Here is a 17,680-nt window from a genome sequence, read left to right as displayed (position 1 = left end):
TTGTTTATTTAATAACAGGTGTTCAATTATGTTGAAATCATGGGCAAATCCGCTTTTAGCAGCAAGCATAGGGTTGGCATTACCGCTAACGGCTATGGCGCAGGACGGTATCGATTATAAAGAGCAGGAGAAACTGCACGAAATTGCTGGTGCAATGCAGGCCGATCGTATTGAAAGTGACATTCAGACTCTGGTCGACTTTGGCACTCGTCATACCTTATCTGAAACCGAGTCGGATACGCGTGGTATTGGTGCCGCAAGACGCTGGATTTTTGCCGAATTTGAACGTATATCCGAAGCCTGTGGCGGCTGTCTTGAAGTCATGTATGTCAGCGATACAATTTCCGGTGAAACGCGCATACCTGACCCTGTGGAAGTGAAAAGTGTTATTGCCATTCAACGGGGCAAAACGGACCCTAACCGTTACGTGATGATGTCCGGAGACATTGACTCGCGCGTTAGCGATGTTATGGATTATACCTCAGACGCTCCCGGTGCAAACGATAACGCCTCTGGTGTCGCCGGTGCGTTAGAAGCGGCACGCGTGTTAACCCAATACGAATTCGACGGTTCTATTGTTTATGCGGCCCTGGCCGGTGAAGAGCAAGGTCTGTTTGGCGGGAAAATTCTGGCCGAAAAAGCCAAAGAAGAGGGCTGGCACCTTACCGCGGTGCTTAATAATGACATGATTGGTAACATTGAAGGCATTAACGGAGTCATTAATAACACCACAGCACGGATTTTTGCTGAGGGCACCCGTATGAATGAATCAGACCGCGAAGCGACCATGCGTCGTTTCTATGGTGGTGAAGTAGACTCTCCCTCACGCAACCTGGCACGCTATATTGATACAGTGGCGGATCGTTACATCAACAACTTAGACACGATGATTGTTTATCGCTTAGATCGCTTTGGTCGTGGCGGGCACCACAGACCCTTTAACGATTTAGGTTATGCGGGTATCCGTATTATGGAAACCAACGAAAACTATAATCGTCAGCATCAGGACCTTCGTGTTGAGAATGGTATTGAATATGGCGATACCATAGAGGGTGTCGATTTTGATTACGCGGCTAAACTAACTGCGTTGAACGCGGTTTCTATGGCAAGTATGTCGTGGGCACCAAGACCACCTGCCAATGTCGAGATAGAAGGTGCAGTAAAACCGGATACAACTTTACGCTGGGCACCCCAGGAAGAAGATGAAGAAAATATTGCGGGTTATAAAGTTTACTGGCGTTTAACCAGTGCCCCACAGTGGCAGTTCAGTCGCTACGTTGGTAATGTAAACGAGTACACACTGGAAAATGTGGTGATCGATAATTACATTTTTGGTGTAGCTAGTGTCAGTAACGATGGCTTCGAAAGCCCAGTTGTATTTCCGGGACCAGCGGGGACATTTTCTATTGAGTAATGAGTCGTTTAAAGCATTAACTGAGCCGCTAAATTATGAAGGCGAAGACCGAAAAGTCGGTTTTGAACTGGAATTTAGCGGCTTAACTTTAAGCCAGACTATTGATGTCATGCAGCGAGTACTGCCCGGTGAGTTAGTTTCTGTTTCCAAAGCGGAACAAGAAATTGAGGTGGACGGTCTTGGTTCGTTTAAAGTTGAGATTGACTGGGACTATTTAAAACGAAAAGCGAAAGCAGAGGGCGGAGACAAGTCCGCCTGGGTGCGAGAACTCGGCAGTCTTGCTGAAAACCTTGTGCCCATTGAAATTGTCTGCCCGCCGTTAACGCTGGAGCAATGTGAGCAGTTACTTACCTTAACGGAGGCGCTGAGAGAAGCCGGAGCAAAAGGTACAGATGAGTCCTGGATAGCGGCTTATGGTGTCCATATTAACCCCGAAGTGCCATCATTAAGTGCCAATGTATTGCTGCGTTATTTACAGGCATTCTCTCTGTTGCAGTGGTGGTTGGTTGAAGCGCATCGCGTCGATACAACGCGCAAACTCAGTCCTTACATCGATAAATACCCCGAGGCCTACATCCGACTGTTGGTTAACCAACATGAGGTGACTCAGGAACAGCTTATCGATGACTACCTTAAGCACAACGCCACTCGTAACCGTGCTTTGGATATGTTGCCTCTCTTGGCTTTCTTAGATGAAGAAAAAGTGATGGGAGCAGTAGATGACAAAAAGATAAAGGCCCGTCCGACTTTTCATTACCGCTTACCGAACTGTCAGCTTGAACATCCTGACTGGCAGTTAACCGAGCCCTGGAAAGTTTGGTGGGTGGTCGACGCTCTGGCTAATGATCAGCAAGCGTTAGACTATTGGAAACAAGCGTTTATTGACGCTGAGCGTCCCTTAATTGGTGTCTCAGAAAAAGACTGGAAAGAAAGGCTGGAGCAATGGCTGAAAGACCGCGAGTGGTTGTAACCGGAACCGCCAGACGTTGGTCTCCGTCGTGGTGGTGTACCTGGCTTATTCTCAAATGCCTTGGAGCTCGTCCTTTGCGTTCGAGTGTCAGGCACCGTTGTGAGCCGGACAATATCGATGCAGTGATTATTGGAGGAGGGGACGACATTAGCCCCTCACAATATAACCAGCCGCCAGAGCGTGACGGCGAGTATGACCCTGATCGCGATGAACTCGAAATTGCCTGGATACGCTGGGCTCTGGAGAATAAGAAGCCGCTGTTAGGCATTTGTCGCGGTTCGCAGTTAATTAATGTAGTGCTCGGTGGCGAACTTGACCAGAACATTCGGGAATTGCGTCAGTTGACCTATAACCGCCCGGGACTTTTACCCACTAAGCAGGTATTTATTGAGCCTAAAAGTAAATTGGCGAAGATTTGTAGAAAGCGAAAACTGAGAGTTAATAGCCTGCATTCGCAAATCGTCAAAAAAACGGGTGTTGGTATGCTTGCTGTGGGTTGGGACTTGGATGGCTTTTTGCAGGCCTCCGAGGGGCAGGATGAGCAAACCATTATCGGTGTACAGTGGCACCCTGAATACTTATTTTATGTACCTAGCCAAGTTCGAATTTTTCGTTGGCTTATTAAACAATAATTGAACATATCGATTATACCTACCTCAATTTATCAATTTTTTTGATCCATTCTGCGTTTCAATCTGTATAACCGTTCAACAACTTAGAATCGACTTATTAAAAAGCCTTTGGAGCGCTAAATGACCATAGCAAATCGTTTGTATGCAGGGTTTGCCTTTATTCTGCTATTACTTGTTATAACCACCATTGTCGGTACATATCAGGTTGGTGAAATTGATAAAACCCTGGTGAGAGTTAACGAAGTGGGTAGTGAAAAACAACGGTTTGCTATTAACTTTCGGGGCAGTGTGCATGACCGTGCAATAGCCCTGCGTGACTTAGTTTTGGTAGAAAATACCGATCAACGCCCACCACTACGTGATCTAATTGCTGATCTTAAATCGGATTACAGCAAAGCCGATAACGGTATGGCTAATATTTTCTCGGACAACGAGTTGGTGAACAGTAAAGAACGTGAGTTACTGAGTGAAATTGAAGACATTCAGGCTCAGGGCCTGGCGGCGGCTGATGAAACAGAACGCCTGTTAAACTCGAACCAAAGGCAACAGGCTCAGGAATACGTTCTGAATGAAGTATCGCCAATTTATGCGGAGTGGTTAAACCGCATTAACACCTTTATCAATTATCAAGAAAAAAGCATTTCTGCCGGTACGGAAGAGGTGATGAGCCGTAGTGAGAACTTTGCCACCTTGATGTGGTGGGTTACTGCGTTTGCCATTATCAGTGGCGGACTGGTGGCCTGGCAGATCGTAGTGAAACTGACACACACCATTGGCGGTGAACCTGAGGAAGCCGCAGAAGCTCTGCAACGCATTGCCGATGGCGATTTAACCGTCTCAACCCATACACGCTATGAAGATAGCATGATGGCTGATGTTAACCGTATGGTGAACCAGTTACGAAGTATTCTGGGAGATGTTAATGAGTCCGCGGATACTATTCTGAATTCATCGAATGAGCTTGCTGAAACGGCGGGGAATAACCAAAAACTGGTGATTCAGCAGCAAGAACAAACCACTCAGGGCGCTACGGCTATTCATCAAATGTCGCAAACGGTTCGTGAAGTTGCTCAGCATACTGAGCAGGCGGCGCAGTTGGCCGATGATACCGACAGAGAAACAGTTGCGGGCAGCCGCGAGGTAGAAGCGACAGTTCGTTCCATTGAAGAGTTAGCCAACCAGGTTGAAGGTGCTGCTAAAGTCATTGGTGAACTGTCTGACAACACGGCGGAAATTCACAAGGTGCTGGAAGTGATAGAGGGCATTGCCGACCAGACAAACCTACTAGCATTAAACGCAGCTATAGAAGCGGCACGAGCTGGCGAACATGGCCGGGGTTTCTCCGTAGTTGCCGATGAAGTAAGAGCGCTGGCGAACCGGACACAGGATTCAACCCGCAGTATTCAAAGCTTAATTGAAACCATGCGAGGCAGTGCGACTGATGCCGTTTCAGTGATGGACAAAGGCAGGGAGAAAGCGGCAGAAAGTGTGAAGCAAGCTCGTTCAGCCGGTGAGTCCTTACACGCGGTCAATAATTCTGTGGCAAAAATGAGTGATATGAATGCGCAAATTGCTACTGCAGCGGAAGAGCAAACAGCGGTTGCAGAGGAAATTAATCAAAACTTCTCCTCAATTACAGAGGCCGCGGAGCAAACGGCAGCAGGCTCAGAGCAAATTAGCGAGGCCAGCCGTGAACTGAATGAGTTAGCAAAACGGTTAAATAATGGCATGAAGCGCTTTAAAATTGCTTAAACCCCTTGATTAGAACGGCTAAAACCCCTACCATAGCGGCCGTTCTGGAGAGGTGTCCGAGTGGCTGAAGGAGCACGCCTGGAAAGTGTGTATACGGCAACGTATCGAGGGTTCGAATCCCTCTCTCTCCGCCAGATACAAAAGAAACCGCCCTTGAGGCGGTTTTTTTGTGTCTGCAGAAAGTGAGGACTTGATGAGAACCCTATATGTTCGACAAAACGGCAGGAAAGCCGTTTTGAACAGCGCCTCAGCGCTGCCCGAGTTAAACTCTCTCCGTCATACCTCATAACCAGTTGATTTAACTGGCCTTATCAGTTTTGCATCGTGTTCTTTTATTTGCCACATAACTTAACCACAACAGGTGACAGTCATGAAGCGCTCTCCAACCTACCTTTACCGCGTTAAAACTCGAAAAACCTCTCATTTCTAACTTTCGGAAAAAGGAAGTAAAATATCGCTAACACTCCTAGTGATTCCCTTAAAGCTCGTTGATAGGTCCTGAGGACTGAAATCGATAAGAATTAATATTGAGGATAAAATAGCCAGGGAGAACCAAACCCAAGAAAGGGTATAGGTCGCAAACCTTTCTTGCATGAAAATAGCGGTTAAAAAACAACGGATCTTTGTAAAACAGAACATGTACCAACTTATATTGACAGGTACATGATACTTAAAATTTTCACCACGACTAGTTTTAGCATTCCATTGGACTATCGCTAAAAAACTTTTGGCTTTGAGTGGGGTTCCACTATTTCCTTTAGTTATAGATACCACCTCCCAAGAGGATGATATTATGCTATCAACTTGATCTTTGGTAAGCTTAGGGATTAGGCTTTTTAAAATGTCCTCTGCTTCTTGATTAATAAAGCGCTCTATTTCCACTGTTGCCTTTTCCATAAGAATTCCTCTATAACGGGTATTTATTAAGTTAATTTTATCAAATTTCGAACTAAATAAATTTCTATAACTATGGAAGAACTTACCTACCGTATTGGTTGATAACCAAAACCTCCAAAAGAAGTAAATAAGAGAAATATTTGCTAACCAGGGGAGAAGGCTTGGGTTATGTATTTCATAACTTATAAATGGTAAGCGAATAATGCTATCTCCAGAGGGTGTTAAATCTAATAACCAATAAACAATAAAAAATGAAGATATCAGCTTTATATTCCTGACATGTATATCCTTTTCGTCTATCACTATAGTACCTTTTAGTCATTTAAGGTTTTGAATGCTGTAAGAAAGCGTATATATTATCCAACCACACCCAGTGCCGATAAGTTGCATTAAAGTCAACTTCCTTCTGGAGGGGGGACTCGTACAGAGAAGGCCTCCAGCTCATCAATTTCGGAACTCGGAATTTGGAGAAGATCAGATGGATAGCCAGGTTTGGTTCCCAGCGAATCTACCAAGGACCAATCCGATTCTCGGTAAACAACCAAATACATATCTTTAGGATAATTGTTTTCTGAAAAACTGAATGGAGCTGTAAGTGAGCCATTATTATTGATTGTAATTTCATAATCGTTGCTATAGTCGCCTCCGTACTTCTTTATTTCGAAAAGTCCACGATGATTTTTGTAATAAAGCAACGCTACATAGTCTTTCACATTGAAGTTGTCGTTAAAAGTAAGCCTTGCAGAGACTCTTAATTTTTCTTGCTCTAAAGTGCTAGTCACTTCATCAGCAGAAATAATTGCTTGTGCTGCTGGTTTTGGTAGTAAGTAACTTACGTTAAATAAGTTTCCGCTGTAGTACTTTATATGTGGAAAAACAACAAAAGAGCAAGCTACTAAAAAAAATAAGAATAAGGTATTGAAAACTGCGTAATTTGTCTGCTTTTCTTGAACGTATTTAATCGATGACTTCACGTTAGTGTAGAGTATGCTGAACGCCGCATATAGACACATGAAATAAAACGTTATTGACAAAAGGAAGTCGGTGATATCAAACTCAATCCCAGTGAACTCACTCATAAATGGCCCTGCCACAAACGTAGCAACCGACACTCCAAGAATAGTTGAAATGTCCGATATAATCGAAAGCTTTGTTTGGGGGCCACCAGACATAAACTCATTAAAAATCCTTTTCATATATTTCTCTTTGTTTAACGTCGTCCGCTAAGGAACGCTTTGATAGTTTAGTTGGAAATTGAATGCCGAAAATTTTACCTTTTTCTAATAACAAGAGATTAACCTAACGGAAGCCTGGGCGAAAGCGCTCCGTTTTTTCGTGGATTTATAAGTTAGCCTGAATGTATGTTAGCAAAAGCAGGAGAAGACAGTAACAGCAGCAAGTTCCGTTTGGTTATAGTTCTTAATGTCAGTATTGTGGAGATTAATTATGAAGATAGATACTTTCGAAGATGATTATTTCGGCTTAAGGGATTTTGCTGAAAGGCTTGAGCGACTCATCCGTTCCGAAAAGCACTTCGTGGAGGGGAGTTTGGTCGTTGCTTTAAATGGAAATTATGGTTCGGGTAAATCCACGTTTCAAAGGATGTGGAGAGTTGCATTAGAGAACGATAATTATCATATAGTGTCTTTAAATGCCTGGGAAAGTGACTACTTTGGGGATCCTCTGTTTTCTATTACCTCCGCGTTAACTTCTCAGCTCGAGGGACGTGCAGATACTGGCGCAATTGAAAATGTGAAGAGTGCAGCAAGACGACTTGGAAGAATAGCCGTCGGCCTAGGAAATCAACTCGTAAGCCGACAGATAGGTATAGATGCCATGGGGGCAATAAATGATGCTGAAGCTGAGGATGTTACCGAGCATTCTGGTTTTGACTTGTGTATTGCCAGAAGAGCTGCAATGGCTCACCTCAAGGATATGCTCGCAAACCTATTCGAGGTTTTGAATGAACCCACAATTTTCTTTGTGGATGAGCTTGATCGCTGTCGGCCTGATTATGCAATCTCATATCTGGAAGTAATAAAACATATTTTTGATATTGAAGATACAACATTTATCCTTGCTGTAGATAGAGACCAGCTCGAAAATTCAGCTAAATCAGCATTTGGTTCAGGGCTCAATTTCAACGAATACTTCCGGAAATTTGTGCATCGAGAGGTAAATCTCCCGCGACCAAGCGAGTCAGGGTATGCACGGATGGTTAGGGAGTATACCGCCAACTTGATGGAGATGGAGGGGGTTCGAAGGAGTAGTTTGGATGCTAATGATGGCTTCTATGATCGCTGTACATCGTTAATTATGAAGTCTGGTCTTACTCCAAGACAGGTTCAAGAATTATTTCGCATGCTTTCGCACGTTTTAGAGTCGACTCGTGAGGATGGTACAAAAATTCGATGGCCATACACTGTCGTCTCCTTATTGATGTTAGTTACAGACATGTCTTATGAAAATTGGTATGAACGGATTTCCGAGGAACCACTCACGATAGAGGAAGGAGTAGAGTTTATATACACCTTCTCAGATGACCTCAACTCAGGATGGTGGCTTGCCTTTTTAATGTCTGCGGCTGCTATTAAGTATGATGGCAACGATTTGCAGTCAAAACTATTAGAGGTGGCCGGCTCACCTGATAGCGCAATTTATGAGTCTTTTGCGGATCCCCAACCGTTTCGCATGGCGTGGGGGCTTCATGGTGTGAATCAAAATAAATTGTTTGAGGCCAAACAAAAGCTGTTAAAACTTGAGCAATGGATGGCGTAAAGAAACACAATTCTTTACCAAAAGTCTTTTTTGATGCAATACTGTCTATATAAATCAATTAGTTATGTGGCAAAAAAGAAGTGGGGGAGAATCCCTCTCTCTCCGCCAGATACAAAAGAAACCGCCCTTGAGGCGGTTTTTTTGTGTCTGCAGAAAGTGAGGACTTGATGAGAACCCTAATTACATCATGCTTTGTAAGTAAAGTTGCTCACCTAAACGATCCATCAGGTTCAGTTGAATTTGTAACCAGTAAGCGTGGTCTTCTTCAGTATCTTTCAAAATGCCGACCAGCATCTCACGGGTGACATAATCATCAACTTCTTCACAGTACTCAATGACTTCGCGTAACGTTTTTGCGTTGTTGTACTCAAGCTGCAGATCGTTTTCCAGCATTTCGCGGACGTCCGAACCTATGGTATGAGGTTCACGCGCATCCATTTTGGGTTTACCTTCCAGAAATAGAATTCTGCGAATGAGCAAGTCTGCATGACCACGTTCATCATCAATTTCATGGTTAATACGCTCATAAAGCTTCATTAAGCCCATGTCTTCGTATTGCCGTGAATGCGATGTGTACTGGTCAATTGAAGTGAGTTCAAAAGCCAGAAGACGATTGAGCTGCTCAACGACGTTATTATCTCTGTTCATTATTCAGCTCCCTGAATTTTTGTTTGCAGATAAACTTCATTGCCAAGGCGCGATATAAGATCAATTTGGGTTTCAAGCCAGTCGAGATGCTCTTCCTGAGAGTCGAGAATGTCACGCAGGGCATTGCGGCTGACGTAATCCTGATGTTGCTCACACTCTTTAATCGCTTCGCGTATGGCACTGACATCTTTAAACTGAACTTTGTGGTCCAGCTCCAGCATTTCTCTGGGATCTTCGCCAACGTATAACTTACCAAGCTCCTGTAAATTAGGAATGCCTTCTAAAAATAGAATGCGTTCGATGAGAACGTCGGCGTGTTTCATTTCATTGATAGAAGCTTTGTAGACAGGTTTGTTCAGGCTTTCAAAGCCCCAGTTGCGATACATGCGGGCATGAAGAAAGTACTGGTTTATAGCGGTAAGTTTTAGCGTCAGTATTTTATTCAGTTGCTGGATGACTTTAGCATCACCTTTCATAGCCGTATTACTCCTTAATTCATTAGGTATGAATTAAGTGTAGCATACGGAAACCGTAAGTTGGGTCTCTTTACCTGCTTGGTTGGATCGTTGTTCGAGAGCTTCGTGAAGTACGTCTTTGGCGCAAGTTTTACAGCATCCACACTGAGAAGCCACACCATATTGTTGGCGCAGGTCTCGCATAGAATTCACTTCACCAGAAATAACCGCCTGATGAATGGCTTTATCATTAACGCCCTTACAAAGACATACGTACATAGACTATCACCTCAGTTAGTAATGATAGTCTATGTTAAATGCGAACGATTTGCAATAGTGTTTTATTGCGGTGCGATGAACCCAGTCTTCAATAAGTACAGGGTATAGAGCAGGTACAGGCAAATAAAGATAAGACCATGTACACGATTAATTCGTCCCTGACGGGCTTTGCGAATACCGAACACCATCAGTAACAGCGTCAGTATTGCCATTGCAACCCAGTCACGGCTTAATACGAGCGGCTCAAGTGACACCGGTTCAATAGCGCCGGCAATACCCACAACAGCCAGCGTATTAAACATATTTGAACCAATAACGTTACCCAGTGCCAGGTCGTGTTCGTTCTTGCGCGTGGCCGCAATTGCTGAAGCTAATTCCGGTAAAGAGGTGCCGATGGCGACCACGGTCAGGCCGATGACCAAGTCACTGACGCCAAGGGATACGGCGATGTTTACTGCGCCCCAGACTAAAGCGCGGGAACTGACAATAAGCAGCAACAGTCCGACAATAAGCCAGATAATAGCGGGCTTCATCGGTAAAGGGTGCGAGTCAATTTCTTGCGTGTATTCAGCGGCTAAACTGTCGTCACTGCTTTTCGAGCCTATCCATACAGACCAGCCCATATAGCCAAGGAAAACAACCAGTAAAAGTACAGCTTCAAGTCGTGTTATTTGGTAATCGAGAAGGAAAACTGCGCTTAACAGGGTAATGGCTATTAAAACTGGCATTTCGCGGCGAATAACGACCGACTTTACAGCGATAGGCGCAAGCAGGGCGGTTATACCCAAAACCAGAGCAATGTTGGTAATGTTTGAGCCGTAAGCATTACCCAAAGCTAAAGCCGGGTTACCTTGCATAGAGGCTAAGGCCGACACCACCATTTCGGGTGCTGACGTGCCAAAGCCAATAATGACCATACCGATAACCAGAGGCGCCATACCCAGATGTCGTGCTACGGCAGCCGCGCCTTCAACAAAGCGGTCAGCACTCCAGACTAATACCGCTAACCCCAGAACAACCGCAACAATCGATAACGTCATAACACCCTGTTCCTGTTAAAAAGAAAGGGCGATAGTTTAACGCAGAGTTTCCTTAATAGCATCAATACTTGTTGGGTCGTCAATGGTCGATGGAACGGCAACATCATCCCCTTGCAAAACTTGCCGGATAAGACGCCTTAATATTTTCCCCGAGCGAGTCTTAGGTAATCTGGGAACAATGTGTAAGGTCTTCAGGCAGGCAATTGCGCCAATTTCGGAGCGAATAGACTGGATGAGCTCTTGCTGCAATTGCTCATGACCAATAGTGGATGAATTTTTAAGAATGACAAAGCCAACTGGCAACTCTCCTTTGAGTTCATCGGGCTGGGCAACCACGGCGCATTCTGCTACGTCTTTATGGCTGGCCAGAATTTCTTCCATTTCACCGGTAGACAAGCGGTGACCGGCAACGTTTATCACGTCGTCCGTGCGACCCATAATGAATACATAGCCGTCGTCATCTATGTAACCGCCGTCTCCGCTGCAGTAATAACCGGGGAATGCATTCAAATAACTGCCCTGTAGCCGTTCCTCGTCACCCCAAATGGTGGTTAAACAACCCGGAGGTAAAGGTAAGCGCACACAAATGGCACCTTCTTCTTTACTGCCCAGACTTTTACCTAAAGGGTCCAGCACGCTGATCTCGTAACCCGGAACCGGGAAGGTTGAAGAGCCGGGTTTCACTTTAACTGCGCCAATCCCCACGGGGTTAGCGCTCATAGGCCAGCCACTCTCTGTCTGCCACCAGTGGTCATAAACCGGTAAGTCGGTGAGCTCTGTTGTCCATTCGTACGTTGCAGGGTCTAAACGTTCGCCAGCCATGTAAATACGTTGCAGTGAGCTAATATCGTAGCGGCTCAGGTGCTCGCCTTCGGGGTCTTCTTTTTTTATCGCCCGGAACGCGGTGGGAGCGGAGAAAATAGCACTGACTTTATAGTCCTGGACAATGCGCCAGAAGGAACCTGCATCTGGTGTGTTAACAGGTTTTCCTTCGTAAAGAATACTGCTGCAGCCGAAAATTAAAGGTCCATAAACGATATAAGAGTGGCCAACTACCCAACCAACATCAGACGCCGTAAAGAAGACTTCTCCGGGGTTTAGCCCATAAACGTAATTCATTGAAAAGTTTAAGGCGACAGCGTACCCACCGTGATCACGTACCACCCCTTTTGGTTTGCCGGTGGTGCCGGAAGTATAAAGAATATAAAGCGGGTGGGTTGCCGGTAAGGGAACAGCTTCAGCGGGGCTGGCTTTTTCCATTGCTTTCGCCCAGTCGGTGTCCTGGCCGTCCTGCATTTCAGCCTCACACTGCTCGCGCTGATAAACAATGGTACGGGGGCTAAACTGCGCTTCTGCCAGTGCCTTATCAACAATAGGCTTGTAAGGTAAAACCTTGCTACCTTCAATACCACATGAGGCGGTAACGATGAGCTTGGGGGCGGCATCGTCAATGCGAACGGCAAGTTCGTGTGCTGCAAAACCACCAAAAACAACCGAGTGAATCGCCCCGATGCGCGCACAAGCCAGCATGGCAATAGCTGCCTGAGGGATCATCGGAAGGTAGATAATGACCCGGTCACCTTTTTCAACGCCTCGCTGCTTCAGTACGTCGGCGAAGCATGCGACCTGATAGTGCAATTCGTTAAAGGTGTAGCTTGCTTTACTTTGAGTAACGGGAGAGTCGTAGTAAAGAGCGACTTGCTCACCGCGGCCCGCGTTAATCTGAGCATCGAGTGCTAAGTAACTGACATTAATTTCGCCGTCCGGGAACCAGTCTGCCATGCCATTTTTCCTGACATGCGCAGCAACTTTTGGTGGTTTGAACCAATCCAGACGACGCGCCTGGTCAAGCCAGAATCCTTCAGGATCTTGTTGAGCTTCTGAATAGACTTTCTTATAGGGTTGCATAGCACTACCTCAAATCCTTTTATGCAGAGCCTTTTAGCATATTCCGTTGGCTTAAATTTCCTATTCGACTTAGGTCTAAGCTGGCTTTGATCTCAATCGCAATTACCAGAATCTAAGTCGCCTTAGCAGCAAAAACTCAACAATGGCAATAATGACTAGCGAGCCACAGAAGATCATAAAGGCATCAGCATTTTCAACACCGGGCATGCCGCCAATATTAATGCCGAAAACACCGGTTAAGAAGCTGAGAGGTAAAAACACACCGGCAATAACGGAAAGCCAGTAAGTGTTGCGGTTCATTTTTTCTGCTATCGCCTGCTGCAGTTGCTCGCGTTGCATCCACACCTGTTCAAGCATTAAGTCAATTTGTTCGAACAACCGTTGGGTTGTGTCGCGTTCGTTGATTAACCATTGGTGCAGTTCGGGTGTCATGACTTTTTCAGCTTCTGTACTGAGTTTTTCTAAAGCCGCCAGCTGTGGTCGAATAAAGCGGTTTAGGCGCAATAATCTGCGGTGCAGGGCTGTAAGCTTTACCTGAACCGACGCAGTATCATCAAAGCCTTCACCCTCAATGGCTTCAAGTTGCTCCTCCGCCGATGAAACGACATCTTCAATGCGCAAGTTTATCTGCTCAATGAGTGCGACGATAAAATCGTGTAACGACTCAGGTCCCATCTGTTGCTGGAGTTGCTCCCTTAGCTTTGCTATGGATAAGAATGGGCGTTTGCGGAAGCTGTATAAAGCGCCTTTATAATACAGTATGCGCAAACTGAGCATGTCTTCCGGTGACTCACCGGTGTTTAAGTTAACGCCGCGTAGCAACAACATAAAACCATCGGGCAGACGCTGGAATCTGGGACGGGTGTCTTCTTCGAGTACCGCGTCAATGAGAGGTTCGGGGATCCCTGCCTGAGTTAGCCATTCAGTCAGGCCTTCAACGTCACGTTGGAAATGAAACCAGGTATTCTTTGTGGCTTCGGACGGTGTCTGAAGTTGTGTCGCGGGATGTTGATTGAAATCCCAGGCATCAATTAAAAAATCCATAGAACCCTCGCTTTAAGACTATTATTCAAAGTCTATAGCGAGGCGTTTAACTTGTCATTGTTTTCAGTAAGCTTCAGTCCGGAAGTTCACAAAGTGATGAGTCGAAGACGACTAAATGATCAAAGTCGATATCAAAACCAATTTGCTCGCCAGTTTGCAGTGGTTGGTGAGAAGGACCTACCGCAAGTACATGACTGGTGTCTGAAAGCTCCAGAGTATAGAGATAGTGAGAACCGCGGAATCCACAACCAACAACAATGGCTTTCATTTCACTCTTGTTGTTGATCAATACATCGTCGGGGCGAACAAGAAAGTTCACGCTCATATCGGGTTTATTACTTAATTGAGAATGTTTAATGGTGCCAAATGCACAGTGCAGCTCCTGATCCTTAATTTCACCATTAAGCAGCACACCACGGCCAATAAAGTCAGCGACCAGTTGGTGAGTCGGCTGGTGGTAAAGTGCATAAGGTGTCTCCCACTGGAGCAGCTGGCCGGAATACATGACACCAGCCTTATCAGCCATCGCAAAAGCCTCTTGCTGGTCATGAGTTACCAGCAAAGCCGTAATCCCTTCTTCTTTAAGTAAACGCCGGACGTCGTGAGCCAGTACTTCTCTTAATTCTGCATCGAGGCTTGAGAAAGGTTCATCGAGTAACATGAGTTTGGGCTTTGGTGCCAACGCTCTGGCAAGAGCAATACGTTGCTGTTGTCCTCCAGATAACTCATGGGGGTAGCGGTTCTGGTAACCATTAAGACCAATACGGATGAGTAACTCTTTAATGCGCTCATCCTGCTGGGTTTTCGACAACTGATTAATACCAAAGCGAATATTATCGGCAACGGTTAAGTGCGGAAACAGTGAAAAGTCCTGAAACATCATGCCGACATGACGTTGCTCCGTTGGCCACTGTACTTTGTCGGACGATACCGTCTTGCCATGAAGTTCAATTTTTCCTCCTGAAACAGGAGTGAAACCGGCGATAGCACGCAACAGGGTAGTTTTACCGCAGCCACTGGGACCTAACAGACAGCCAATGTCCCCGGGTTCTAAAGACAGGTTGAGCCTGTCGACAATAAGGTCACCGGAAAGTTGGATACTGACGGTATCGATATTCAGTAGTGTGCTCATTTACTCACCTGTTTTTATCGAATTACTGCGCAAAGCACGGGATAACATAATAACCGGAATAAGACCGACTGCGACAATCATTAAAGCCGGAGGGCCTGCATCGGCAAGCCTTTCGTCGGATGCCATTTCAAATGCCCGCACAGCCAGCGTATTAAAATCAAAGGGTCTTAATACCAGGGTTGCCGGCAGCTCTTTCATAACATCCACCAGAACGAGAATAAGAGCGGCTAACAACGGGCTGCGCAATAATGGTAAATGTATTCGCCATAAAATACGTTTGCCGCTCGCGCCTAAGGTGCGGGCACTGTCATCCATTTGTGGGGTAATTTGTTCAAGCCCTGAATTTACGGTTTGTAGTGACACAGAGAGAAAGCGGACACTATAGGCAAACAGCAGCGCTATGACGGTACCGGACAGTAATAATCCGGGGTTAAAGTTAAACAGCCATTCGCTGATAGTGATAATTTGATTATCGAGCCAGGCTAATGGGGACAGTAACCCTACTGCGATAACGATACCCGGAATGGCATAACCCATACCGGCCAGACTGATAGCTGCCCGCAGTGGTCGTGTAGGGTGGCGACGTCGGCCATAAGCAAGCCAAAGAGCCAAAGCAACCGTAATTAATGCTGCTAACAGCCCTAACCAAAGCGTATTAAAGGTTAAAACCCAAAACGCACTTTGTTGCCAAATTTCAGATTTTTGTATGGACCACCACAGAAGTTGCGATGCCGGTATGGCGAAGCCAAGAACAACAGGAAGCCAGCAGACTAAGGACGCAACCGCTGCGCGCCAGCCACTTAAAGGGCGGCGCTGAGGTGCTCTGGTGCTTGAGCGCTGTTGATAGAAACGGGCGCGGCGGCGAGAGTATCGCTCGACCATGATGAGTATAATGACGAAAACCAGTAAAAGCGCTGATAGTTGCAACGCGCCCTGTGCGTCACCAATGCCGTACCAGGTGCGAAAAATTCCCGTTGTAAAGACCGTTATACCAAAGTACTCCATCGTACCGTAGTCAGCCAGAGTCTCCATTAATGCCAGAGTGACACCGGTTGCAATAGCAGGGCGCGCCAAAGGAAGTGCGACTTTCCAGAAACTTCTTAGCGAACTGGCCCCCAGGGTTCTTGCACTTTCAAACGCCGTGGTGGACTGCTGCATGAAGGCGGCGCGAGTAATAAGGTAGACGTAAGGGTAAAGTACGATACAAAGAACAAAAACCGCACCGCTGAGGCTGCGGATTTCGGGAAACCAATAGTCACCAATACTGACAGAAAATATATCCCGGACCAGCCCTTGTACCGGTCCTGCGTAGTCGAGTAAGCCGGTATAAGTATAGGCGGTAATATAGGCTGGCATGGCTAATGGCAGCAATAATGCCCAACTTGTCCAGCGCCAACCGGGAAAGTCATACTGACTGATGCACCAGGCTGTACTTACGCCTAATAAAGTGACACCAATACCAACGGCAAATAACAAGATCAGGGAGTGACCGATATACTCTGGTATAACGGTTTGCCATAAATGGTATAGGGTGTCCCATTGAGGGTTTAATAACGACAAAGCTACCACAATAAGTGGTAGCCCTATCAACACCGCGACGGCAAACAGCAATAGCGTGCCACGGTTCATTTGCGTATCTCCTGATACAAATTAACGCCAGCCAGCGCGGTTCATCAGACGAACGGCATCGCCGTTATTTTCACCGAGGATATCCATTTCGATATCGTCCTGTTTGAAATCGCCCCACTGTTGAAGTGTTTCGCTCCACTCAACACCTTTGCGAACCGGGTATTCATAGTTGGCCTGAGCGTACCATTTTTGTGATTCTTCAGAGACCAGGAATTCAATCAATTTTTGAGCCTGCTCAACATTTTTCGCATGTTTTGTCACGCCGATACCGGAAACGTTAACATGAGCGCCTTGTTGATCCTGAGCTGGCCAGAATATTTTAACTTTTTTTGCGGCTTCACGTTCTTCCGCGTCATCTGAGTTCAGCATATGGCCAAAGTAGTAGGTATTAGCTACAGCGATATCGCAAACACCAAAGGCTACGCCTTTAATCTGATCGCGGTCGCCACCAACGGGTTTGCGCGCAAAGTTTGCGACAAAATTCTCTGCCCATTTTTCTGTTTTTTCGGCACCGTGGTGTTCAATCAGTGCAGCCACTAAGGACTGGTTATACAGGTTATTGGACGAACGAATACAAACGCGGTCGTTCCACTTGTCATCAGCCAGACTTAAATAAGACTCTAATTCTTCTGGATTTACACGCTCTGGCGAATAAAAAATAGGACGGGCACGTAAACTGAGTCCGAACCAGAGGTTATCGGAAGAGCGGAAATGAGCAGGAACTGCAGAGTCAATTGTGTCGGAATTTACTGCCTGGAATGCGTTAGCTTCAACCGCACGGTGAAGGGCGCCGGCATCTACAGTTAGAAATAAGTCAGCCGGTGTATTTTCACCTTCTGAGTTAAGGCGGGCAAGCAATGCATCGGCTTTACCTGTTAACAAGTTAACTTCAATACCGGTTTCTTCGGTAAACTTTTCTAAAACGGGTTTGATCAGGGCTTCTTTTCGCGCTGAGTAGATATTAACTTCAGCGGCGGCGCTAGTGAAAGACACCAGTGTCGCAGAAGTCGCGGCAAGCAAGGCTAATAATTTATTTAACTTACGCATTTGAAAGGACTCCTTTACGAACTCTATATGGTCGAAACGCGATGATTATATCAAA

16 protein-coding genes and 1 tRNA gene are annotated in these 17,680 nt (G+C 45.9%); 6 read left to right on the top strand and 11 right to left on the bottom strand.

Features of this window, described 5'->3' with window-relative positions:
• Positions 1 to 28 precede the first annotated feature (28 nt).
• The 5 genes from VBY75_RS05105 (at position 29) to VBY75_RS05085 (ending at position 4,902) form a co-directional block, all read left to right on the top strand.
• On the top strand, positions 29 to 1,414 hold the full coding sequence (locus tag VBY75_RS05105; RefSeq protein WP_054486870.1) for a M28 family metallopeptidase: 1,386 nt from the start codon (positions 29 to 31) through the stop codon (positions 1,412 to 1,414).
• The gene (locus tag VBY75_RS05100) at positions 1,407 to 2,384 is read left to right on the top strand and encodes an amidoligase family protein (RefSeq protein ID WP_416511344.1); all 978 of its coding nucleotides are present in this window, start codon (positions 1,407 to 1,409) and stop codon (positions 2,382 to 2,384) included. Before VBY75_RS05105 ends, VBY75_RS05100 begins: the two co-directional genes overlap by 8 nt.
• A complete protein-coding gene (locus VBY75_RS05095; protein ID WP_054486874.1) occupies positions 2,357 to 3,016 on the top strand; it encodes a gamma-glutamyl-gamma-aminobutyrate hydrolase family protein in 660 nt (219 codons plus the stop codon). The genes VBY75_RS05100 and VBY75_RS05095 overlap by 28 nt, the downstream gene beginning before the upstream one ends.
• Before the next feature lie 120 nt (positions 3,017 to 3,136).
• Positions 3,137 to 4,768 carry a methyl-accepting chemotaxis protein gene (locus VBY75_RS05090; protein WP_416511341.1) on the top strand — a complete coding sequence of 544 codons (1,632 nt, stop codon included), beginning with the start codon at positions 3,137 to 3,139 and terminating at the stop codon, positions 4,766 to 4,768.
• Positions 4,769 to 4,814: 46 nt separating this feature from the next.
• Positions 4,815 to 4,902, top strand: a tRNA-Ser gene (locus tag VBY75_RS05085).
• A 292-nt stretch (positions 4,903 to 5,194) separates the two neighbouring features.
• Here VBY75_RS05085 and VBY75_RS05080 read toward each other — a convergent pair.
• Together VBY75_RS05080 and VBY75_RS05075 are read right to left on the bottom strand one after the other, a co-directional pair.
• A complete protein-coding gene (locus VBY75_RS05080; RefSeq protein WP_416511339.1) occupies positions 5,195 to 5,968 on the bottom strand; it encodes a hypothetical protein in 774 nt (257 codons plus the stop codon).
• Positions 5,969 to 6,060: 92 nt separating this feature from the next.
• The gene (locus VBY75_RS05075) at positions 6,061 to 6,861 is read right to left on the bottom strand and encodes a hypothetical protein (protein ID WP_416511337.1); all 801 of its coding nucleotides are present in this window, start codon (positions 6,859 to 6,861) and stop codon (positions 6,061 to 6,063) included.
• 250 nt (positions 6,862 to 7,111) lie between these two features.
• Between VBY75_RS05075 and VBY75_RS05070 the strand changes: the two genes are divergently transcribed.
• Positions 7,112 to 8,443, top strand: coding sequence for a KAP family P-loop NTPase fold protein (locus VBY75_RS05070; protein ID WP_416511336.1), 1,332 nt, complete (start codon positions 7,112 to 7,114; stop codon positions 8,441 to 8,443).
• Between the two features lie 180 nt (positions 8,444 to 8,623).
• On the opposite strand, the gene bfr (VBY75_RS05065) is transcribed toward VBY75_RS05070, so the two are convergent.
• The 9 genes from bfr (VBY75_RS05065) to VBY75_RS05025 all read right to left on the bottom strand — a co-directional run bounded on the left by bfr (VBY75_RS05065) (position 8,624) and on the right by VBY75_RS05025 (position 17,625).
• Positions 8,624 to 9,091 carry a bacterioferritin gene (bfr, locus tag VBY75_RS05065; RefSeq protein WP_054486877.1) on the bottom strand — a complete coding sequence of 156 codons (468 nt, stop codon included), beginning with the start codon at positions 9,089 to 9,091 and terminating at the stop codon, positions 8,624 to 8,626.
• Positions 9,091 to 9,567: a bacterioferritin gene (gene bfr, locus VBY75_RS05060; RefSeq protein WP_054486879.1), complete on the bottom strand. Its 477-nt coding sequence runs from the start codon at positions 9,565 to 9,567 to the stop codon at positions 9,091 to 9,093. Before bfr (VBY75_RS05060) ends, bfr (VBY75_RS05065) begins: the two co-directional genes overlap by 1 nt.
• Before the next feature lie 33 nt (positions 9,568 to 9,600).
• Positions 9,601 to 9,825, bottom strand: a complete 225-nt coding sequence (locus VBY75_RS05055; RefSeq protein WP_416511333.1) for a (2Fe-2S)-binding protein — start codon at positions 9,823 to 9,825, stop codon at positions 9,601 to 9,603.
• 62 nt (positions 9,826 to 9,887) lie between these two features.
• Positions 9,888 to 10,865: a calcium/sodium antiporter gene (locus tag VBY75_RS05050; protein ID WP_224797972.1), complete on the bottom strand. Its 978-nt coding sequence runs from the start codon at positions 10,863 to 10,865 to the stop codon at positions 9,888 to 9,890.
• A 36-nt stretch (positions 10,866 to 10,901) separates the two neighbouring features.
• Complete coding sequence (locus VBY75_RS05045) at positions 10,902 to 12,773, bottom strand: acetate--CoA ligase (protein WP_271331584.1); 1,872 nt, start codon at positions 12,771 to 12,773, stop codon at positions 10,902 to 10,904.
• Positions 12,774 to 12,875: 102 nt separating this feature from the next.
• Entirely contained in the window at positions 12,876 to 13,817 is a 942-nt protein-coding gene (locus tag VBY75_RS05040; RefSeq protein WP_222236726.1) for a zinc transporter ZntB, read from the bottom strand.
• Between the two features lie 73 nt (positions 13,818 to 13,890).
• Positions 13,891 to 14,949 carry an ABC transporter ATP-binding protein gene (locus tag VBY75_RS05035; RefSeq protein WP_199494585.1) on the bottom strand — a complete coding sequence of 353 codons (1,059 nt, stop codon included), beginning with the start codon at positions 14,947 to 14,949 and terminating at the stop codon, positions 13,891 to 13,893.
• Positions 14,950 to 16,578 carry an ABC transporter permease gene (locus VBY75_RS05030; protein WP_416511330.1) on the bottom strand — a complete coding sequence of 543 codons (1,629 nt, stop codon included), beginning with the start codon at positions 16,576 to 16,578 and terminating at the stop codon, positions 14,950 to 14,952.
• Between the two features lie 21 nt (positions 16,579 to 16,599).
• Positions 16,600 to 17,625, bottom strand: coding sequence for a Fe(3+) ABC transporter substrate-binding protein (locus VBY75_RS05025; RefSeq protein WP_416511328.1), 1,026 nt, complete (start codon positions 17,623 to 17,625; stop codon positions 16,600 to 16,602).
• Positions 17,626 to 17,680: the final 55 nt, after the last annotated feature.

This window comes from Idiomarina sp. HB (assembly GCF_048059115.1).
Taxonomy (GTDB): Bacteria; Pseudomonadota; Gammaproteobacteria; order Enterobacterales; family Alteromonadaceae; genus Idiomarina; species Idiomarina abyssalis.
The sequence above is the reverse complement of the archived record's forward strand: the minus strand, read 5'-3'. Positions and strand labels throughout refer to the sequence as shown.

Excerpts from the sequence above, each read along its gene's own strand:
- VBY75_RS05105 (WP_054486870.1), top strand. The coding sequence starts at position 29 with ATGTTGAAATCATGGGCAAATCCGCTTTTAGCAGCAAGCATAGGGTTG.
- VBY75_RS05095 (WP_054486874.1), top strand. The coding sequence starts at position 2,357 with ATGGCTGAAAGACCGCGAGTGGTTGTAACCGGAACCGCCAGACGTTGG.
- VBY75_RS05090 (WP_416511341.1), top strand. The coding sequence starts at position 3,137 with ATGACCATAGCAAATCGTTTGTATGCAGGGTTTGCCTTTATTCTGCTA.
- VBY75_RS05075 (WP_416511337.1), bottom strand. The coding sequence starts at position 6,861 with ATGAAAAGGATTTTTAATGAGTTTATGTCTGGTGGCCCCCAAACAAAG.
- VBY75_RS05070 (WP_416511336.1), top strand. The coding sequence starts at position 7,112 with ATGAAGATAGATACTTTCGAAGATGATTATTTCGGCTTAAGGGATTTT.
- bfr (WP_054486877.1), bottom strand. The coding sequence starts at position 9,091 with ATGAACAGAGATAATAACGTCGTTGAGCAGCTCAATCGTCTTCTGGCT.
- bfr (WP_054486879.1), bottom strand. The coding sequence starts at position 9,567 with ATGAAAGGTGATGCTAAAGTCATCCAGCAACTGAATAAAATACTGACG.
- VBY75_RS05055 (WP_416511333.1), bottom strand. The coding sequence starts at position 9,825 with ATGTACGTATGTCTTTGTAAGGGCGTTAATGATAAAGCCATTCATCAG.
- VBY75_RS05050 (WP_224797972.1), bottom strand. The coding sequence starts at position 10,865 with ATGACGTTATCGATTGTTGCGGTTGTTCTGGGGTTAGCGGTATTAGTC.
- VBY75_RS05045 (WP_271331584.1), bottom strand. The coding sequence starts at position 12,773 with ATGCAACCCTATAAGAAAGTCTATTCAGAAGCTCAACAAGATCCTGAA.
- VBY75_RS05040 (WP_222236726.1), bottom strand. The coding sequence starts at position 13,817 with ATGGATTTTTTAATTGATGCCTGGGATTTCAATCAACATCCCGCGACA.
- VBY75_RS05035 (WP_199494585.1), bottom strand. The coding sequence starts at position 14,949 with ATGAGCACACTACTGAATATCGATACCGTCAGTATCCAACTTTCCGGT.
- VBY75_RS05030 (WP_416511330.1), bottom strand. The coding sequence starts at position 16,578 with ATGAACCGTGGCACGCTATTGCTGTTTGCCGTCGCGGTGTTGATAGGG.
- VBY75_RS05025 (WP_416511328.1), bottom strand. The coding sequence starts at position 17,625 with ATGCGTAAGTTAAATAAATTATTAGCCTTGCTTGCCGCGACTTCTGCG.